At 37.4% G+C, this 6,073-nt stretch carries 6 protein-coding genes; all 6 read left to right on the top strand.

The window, feature by feature from the left end; all coding sequences use genetic code 11:
• Positions 1 to 514 precede the first annotated feature (514 nt).
• Positions 515 to 1,546: a sulfurtransferase gene (locus tag A5868_RS07665; protein WP_086303929.1), complete on the top strand. Its 1,032-nt coding sequence runs from the start codon at positions 515 to 517 to the stop codon at positions 1,544 to 1,546.
• Between the two features lie 375 nt (positions 1,547 to 1,921).
• A complete protein-coding gene (locus A5868_RS07675; protein ID WP_086303925.1) occupies positions 1,922 to 2,293 on the top strand; it encodes a 4Fe-4S dicluster domain-containing protein in 372 nt (123 codons plus the stop codon).
• 57 nt (positions 2,294 to 2,350) lie between these two features.
• Positions 2,351 to 3,106, top strand: a complete 756-nt coding sequence (locus tag A5868_RS07680) for a (Fe-S)-binding protein (RefSeq protein WP_010780878.1) — start codon at positions 2,351 to 2,353, stop codon at positions 3,104 to 3,106.
• A gap of 9 nt (positions 3,107 to 3,115) precedes the next feature.
• Positions 3,116 to 4,354 carry an ABC transporter substrate-binding protein gene (locus tag A5868_RS07685; protein WP_086303923.1) on the top strand — a complete coding sequence of 413 codons (1,239 nt, stop codon included), beginning with the start codon at positions 3,116 to 3,118 and terminating at the stop codon, positions 4,352 to 4,354.
• Positions 4,347 to 5,201 (top strand): ABC transporter permease, encoded by an 855-nt coding sequence (locus A5868_RS07690; RefSeq protein ID WP_086303921.1) that lies wholly within the window; start codon positions 4,347 to 4,349, stop codon positions 5,199 to 5,201. The genes A5868_RS07685 and A5868_RS07690 overlap by 8 nt, the downstream gene beginning before the upstream one ends.
• On the top strand, positions 5,195 to 6,073 hold an 879-nt coding region (locus tag A5868_RS07695; protein ID WP_087654139.1), incomplete at its 3' end, for an ABC transporter permease subunit. The genes A5868_RS07690 and A5868_RS07695, both read left to right, overlap by 7 nt.

Genomic DNA, 6,073 nt, shown 5'->3' on the forward strand with positions numbered 1-6,073 from the left:
ACTGGACAAAACGTTCAACACTCGCTTTTTTTAAATTCAAATTTATTGTAATTTTATAAAAATATCTCCATGATTTAATCACTAATTAACTATTTTTTCTAAAAGACTTTACGTAGAATTAATTCAAAATAATAATCATTCTTTCACAAAAAGAATTTTTGTTTTTTTTAGTCTGAATACTCTTGCTAAACGGATAACGTTTCGATATACTCGGTAAGGAAAAGACCCCGATTTTAAAATGGGAGGCAGGAGGTGTCCTTATGCTTAAAAATTATCAACGGTGACTATGAAATCAGTCATTACTTAGAGTTTCTAAGCAAGTAGGACAACTGACTTTCCTCCGATGGGTCAAAGTTTTAATCGAATCAAACGACGATTAAACATCTGGATTAGGACTGTATAGGGAGGAAGCATACTTATTTTGGTATGTTTTTTTGTTGTGCGCAAAAAAGAGCTTTTGCAACTACTGAAAACGGTTTAAGTGAAAGAACAAACTTTTAGAGGAGCAATTAAAATGAAAAAAATGATTACAGTAATTGGTTGTTTGTTGTTAACAGCATTAGTTGTCTATTCAAAAACAGAAGTGGTTCATGCTGCGGATAAGTCGAACAAAGTTCAACGGTTGGTCAAAAGCAAAGATATCAAAGAGGATGATTTCTTTGTAGATGCAAAATGGGCTAAAAAACAAATGAAAAATAACGAAGATACAGTGATTATCGAGGCTTCTTATGGTGAAGGTAAAGACTATAAAAAGGCTCATATTCCAGGCGCCCTCCATATCGACACAATGGAAATTGAAAGTGAAGAAACTAATTGGAATATTTTCGATGCTGAAACATGTAAAGAAGTATTTTTAAAACGCGGCGTGACAAAAACAACGCCAATAATTGTCTATTCTAGTGATATCAATGCAGCAGCACGTGTAGCCTTTGTTGCCTATTGGTTAGGTGTAGACCAAGTGAAGATTTTAGATGGCGGATTAAAGGCATGGGAAAAAGCGGACTATAAAGTAGAAAAAGGGGAAGAAGAAGGAAAAGCTGCAAAAGATTTCGGTGCGAACGTTCCAGGACGCCCTGAGTACTTAATTTCTACTTCTGCTGATTTAGTTACTTCAAAAGAAAAGAATCCTGAGTTAGTTTTAGCAAGTATTCGTAGTTGGAAAGAGTTCACAGGCAAAACTAGCGGATATGACTATATTGAAAATGCGGGTGAACCTGAAGGCGCTGTATACGCAAAATCAAGTAAAACGAGTGCTGATGTTGCTCAATTAATGAATAATGATGGAACTGTCAAAGAACCAACTAAAATTTTTGCGGCATGGAAAAAATGGGGAATCACGCCTGATAAAGAAGTTGCTTTCTATTGTGGTACTGGTTGGCGTGCAGCAACGGCATTCTTTATTACAAAACAAGAAGGCTGGAAGGATGTACGATTATTTGACGGCGGTTGGTTTGATTGGGATAAAGCACATCAAAAAGATCCAAGTAAATATCCGGTTCAAATCGGCGACCCAAGAGACAAAGATAAAGTGAAAATCTTGAAATAATGAAACTTTTTAGAATTTTTGTGCATATAACACAAAGTGGTCTGATTTATGTCATCTATCTGATGAATGATCTGTATAAAAATCATTTAGGGTTTATGCGGAATGTGTTATTTTATTCTCATAAGGTCAATAATAGTGCTGTCGGCAGTAAGTTATTTTTACTGCCGGTAGTTTTAGTCGTAATTGCACTCTTACTAACCTTAAAAAAAAGAACGACAGAGTCATTTTTACTGGTGATGATTAGCGGACTTTTCTTAGTTTGGCAGCTATTTTTTACGCTAGAAGCATCGCCAATCTACTATTTAATAAGTGCTGTTTTATGTTTAGGAGTTTTATTACAACTAGCGGTAGTGTTATTAATGAGGAGCTCGTCTAATGGATTACTCAAGTAAAACAATTGAAATGACTCAGTTAATCGCGGAAACTTGTACAAGTTGCAAACGCTGCATGAAAGACTGTATTTTTTTACAGCAATACTGTGAGAATCCTCAGGAATTGTTTCAACGCTTTTTAGAAAAAGATTTGGCGCCAATCGTTCCTTTTTCATGCATGTTATGTGGTCGATGTACGGTGGTTTGTCCATTACAGTTAAAACTAGATAAGGCTTTTTTAGCTATCCGTCAAGATTTAGTCAGAGAAGAAAATCCTCTAAAACAGCTAAAAAGTGTAGAGATGCATCAAAGACTTTCTACGAGTAAATTCTTTAGTGCTGTGAATCGAGGAAGCTTTTCGGATTCTGAGCATTAATTTACTCAAGAATAAAATGTGTCTTACCAAATGAGGAGCATAAAAAGGAGATATACTATGAAGCATGGTTTCATGGCAGGATGCTCATTGAGTTCTAGCAATCCCGATCAAGTTGCATTAGTCATCGATTATTTGAAGACCTACTATCCGGATCTGGCTATTATTCAGGGATGTTGCGGGAAACCGACGCGTATGATCGGTAAAGAAGAATTATTTCAAACGCGTTTTGCCGAGTTAACTAAACAAGTCAAACAAGCAAAGATCGACAATTTGATCGTAGCGTGTCAAGGGTGTATTAAAACGATGACCATTCAAGAACAGTTTCCTACGACCTCTTTATGGGTGAAAATGGCTGAGCTAGGCCTGCCAAAAGAAGCACTTGGCAAAGGGAAAACTAGTGATGTTGTTTTTTCCATACAGGATTCTTGCCCGACTAAAGAAGTCACGGAAATACATAAAGCGGTTCGCACATTGCTGGAGCAACTAGGATATAAGGTCCAAAAAAATCGTCTATCGGGCGAAGATACATTATGTTGCGGCATGGGTGGAATGTGTGGTGTCACTAATCCGAATTTAGCAAAAAAATTTGCAGAGAAACGTGTTCAAGATTTCAAAACAGAACACATCGTGACTTACTGTGCCACCTGTACGTCAGCAATGATTTTAGGTGGAGGAAAGTCATGGCATTTACTAGATTTGATTTTTGGCGAGGTTATCCATAATGAGGATACGCCCTCATCACATCCGCTATCCAATCCAGTAAAGGCCTGGAAAAATCGGTATCAATCAAAAAAAATAGTTACACGAGCATAGGAGAGACGTATGAAAAAATGGTTAATAGGATTGTTAGCAACAGGAATGTTGCTTTCTTTGACTGGCTGCAAGACAAATGAAACGAATGAAGAACAAAAAGCAGAATCCGTCACTACTTTTTCTCAAGCAGTAACTGAGGCTAAAGGAGAAACTGTCACTTTTTATGGCTTCGGTGGCGATGAAAAAGCAAACGCTTGGGTTGACGAGGTTGTAACTCCTGCAATGAAAGAAAAATACGACATTACAGTGAAGCGTATTCCGATGGACATTGACCAGATTTTGAATAAGTTGACCACTGAGAAAGAAGCAGGAGCCAAAGAAGGCGACATCGATGTAATGTGGATCAATGGTGAAAACTTTTATACAGCAAAACAAGCAAAGCTTCTTTATGGACCAATCACGGACAAAGTTGAAAGCTTTGAAAAATGGATGGATGTCGACGGACACAACTCAACGTATGATTTTGGTGTCAAAATTGATGGATACGAGGTTCCATATGGGAGTGCACAATTGGTTTTTGCAGGTGATAGTGAAAACTTCAAAGAAGGATTCCCTAAAAGTACAAAAGAATTACTTGATTATGCCAAGGCAAATCCAGGAAAACTTACTTATACAGCACCTCCGGAGTTTACGGGCAGCGCCTTTGTAAGAAATGTTATATGTGATATCGTCGGTTACGATAAGGTGGAAAATGCCAGTTCAGACAAAGACGCGCTTTATAAAGTTATCAAGCCTGGTTTGGATTACTTGAATCAGCTTAAACCCTATCTATGGCAAGAAGGAAAAACCTATCCAACGACGACCGCTGAATTGGATCAGATGTTTGCTGCTGGACAGGTCAATATGAGCTACAGTTATTCTCAGATGCATGTCGCAGAAAAGCGGAAAGAGAATGAGTTTAAGCCGACAACCGAATCCTTCTTATTTGATAAAGGAACAATTGCAAACCAGAGTTACTTGGCCATAGCTGAAACATCAAAAGTCAAACCTGCAGCATTGGTACTAATTAACGAAATGACTAGTGAGAGCGCGCAATTGAAGAAAGCTGAAGCAGAGTATGGCTATAGCATTCCACCTTTTGACTCTAACAAACTGTCGAAAGAAACCAATCAGAAATTGTCAGATCTTTATAAAAATCAAGGGGTACTTTCACTTGAAGAAATGCAAGAAAAGCAAATTCCTGAGGTTCAAGCAGAAAAAATCCCTTTAATTGAGACATTATGGAAAGAGCACGTTCTTCATGAATAGAAAAACGCTCTTTGCCTTGCCTTTCATTCTATTAAACAGCATTATAATTTTTGCAGCACTTTTCAAAGGATTGCAAATTAGCTTAGGGTATTATCCCATAGTGGGCTTGAAAGATTTTTCGTTAAATAATTACCAACAAGTATTAGCAGAGCCTTTCTTTCAAAAGTCGCTTTTATACAGCTGCTATTTAGCGCTGACTGCGACTTTTTTATCTTTGATAGGTGGTGTGGCGTTAGTCTTTCTGCTAATGAAAGTTCCAAGTTGTTGGTTACATAAAATAATTAACTTACCTATTTCGTTGCCTCACATAATTGTAGCGCTGATGATTATGCAATTAATTAGTCAATCAGGAATCGTTTCACGTATTTTTTTTCAGGTAGGATGGATTAATGGAATGGATCAATTTCCTTTACTAATTCATGATTCAGGAGGTTTCGGCATCCTTGCGGTTTTTCTATACAAGGAAATTCCTTTTGTTGCGGTGACGACTTTGGCAATCTTGCAGCAGTTACAGTTAGGGTATATAGAGGTGGCTAAACATTTAGGCGCCTCAACGATAAAAATATTTTTCTCAATAATTTTACCTATGATTCAAAAAACACTATTTACTTTGTTTATAATATTATTTTGTTTTACTTTTGCTTCATTTGAGGTCCCGTATTTGTTAGGGAACCCTCGTAATCAAACGATCGCAATAACAACCTATGAGTTGTTTACTCAAGCAGATTTAACCACTCGACCGTTGGCGTTTGCATTGAATCTTGTGATGTCGGGGATATGTTTGACGGTCAGCTTTCTTAGCTTGGCGATTAGCCGATTTCTACCAGGAGGGAGAAAAATATGGTAAAGCTCTCTTCAAAAACTAGTTATTATTTATTGCTCTTAACCGCATTTGTTCTATTATTACCAATGCTTTTCCTAGTTTTATGGTCATTTAGCGACCAATGGATGTATCCGTCACTTTTTCCAGAGAAGGTGGCATTGAAATCTCTTAATCAAATGAGACTTGATCCTAGCTTCTTTCCAGCTGTGGTAAATAGCTTCTTCATCGCTATAGCAACAACGCTTATTAGTCTTTTGATCGCTATGCCGGCCGCTAAATACTTTTCACTTCAAAAATTACTGGCTCCGCGCTGGATAGAAGTAATGATCTATTTGCCTTTGATTTTACCCGCCATAGCGATTGTCACGTCTACCCAGACATTATTTTTACAAGTCCATTTGACAGGAACTTTTTTTGGGATCATTTTGATTCATACATATTTTTGTTTGCCTTATGCAATGCAGATTTTGCTTGAGAGTTATCGTCAATTAGGGGAAGGGTATCAATTGACTGCGGAAAGTTTAGGTGCTAAACCTTGGACGATTTTTTGGTCTATCACCTGGCCGTTAATGAGACCTGGATTAACGACTGCTGCCAGTTTAGTATTTATTGTTTCTTTTAGCCAATATTTACCGACTTTTTTTATTGGCGGAGGAAAAATCATCACTCTGCCATTATTGCTTCTTCCTTACGCGAATAACGGCCGTTTTGGATTAGCGTCCATGTACAGTGTAGTATTTTTGTTATGTACGATGCTAGGTGTATTTATTTTAAAAAAGGCAATTGGAGGAGTCACGTATGGGACCTGTCTCTTATACACATCTAGATGTGTAGTTATGTACGATGCTAGGTGTATTTATTTTAAAAAAGGCAATTGGAGGAGTCACGTATGGGAC

Origin of the sequence: Enterococcus sp. 12F9_DIV0723 (assembly GCF_002174375.1) — a bacterium.
Classification (GTDB): Bacteria; Bacillota; Bacilli; order Lactobacillales; family Enterococcaceae; genus Enterococcus_A; species Enterococcus_A gilvus.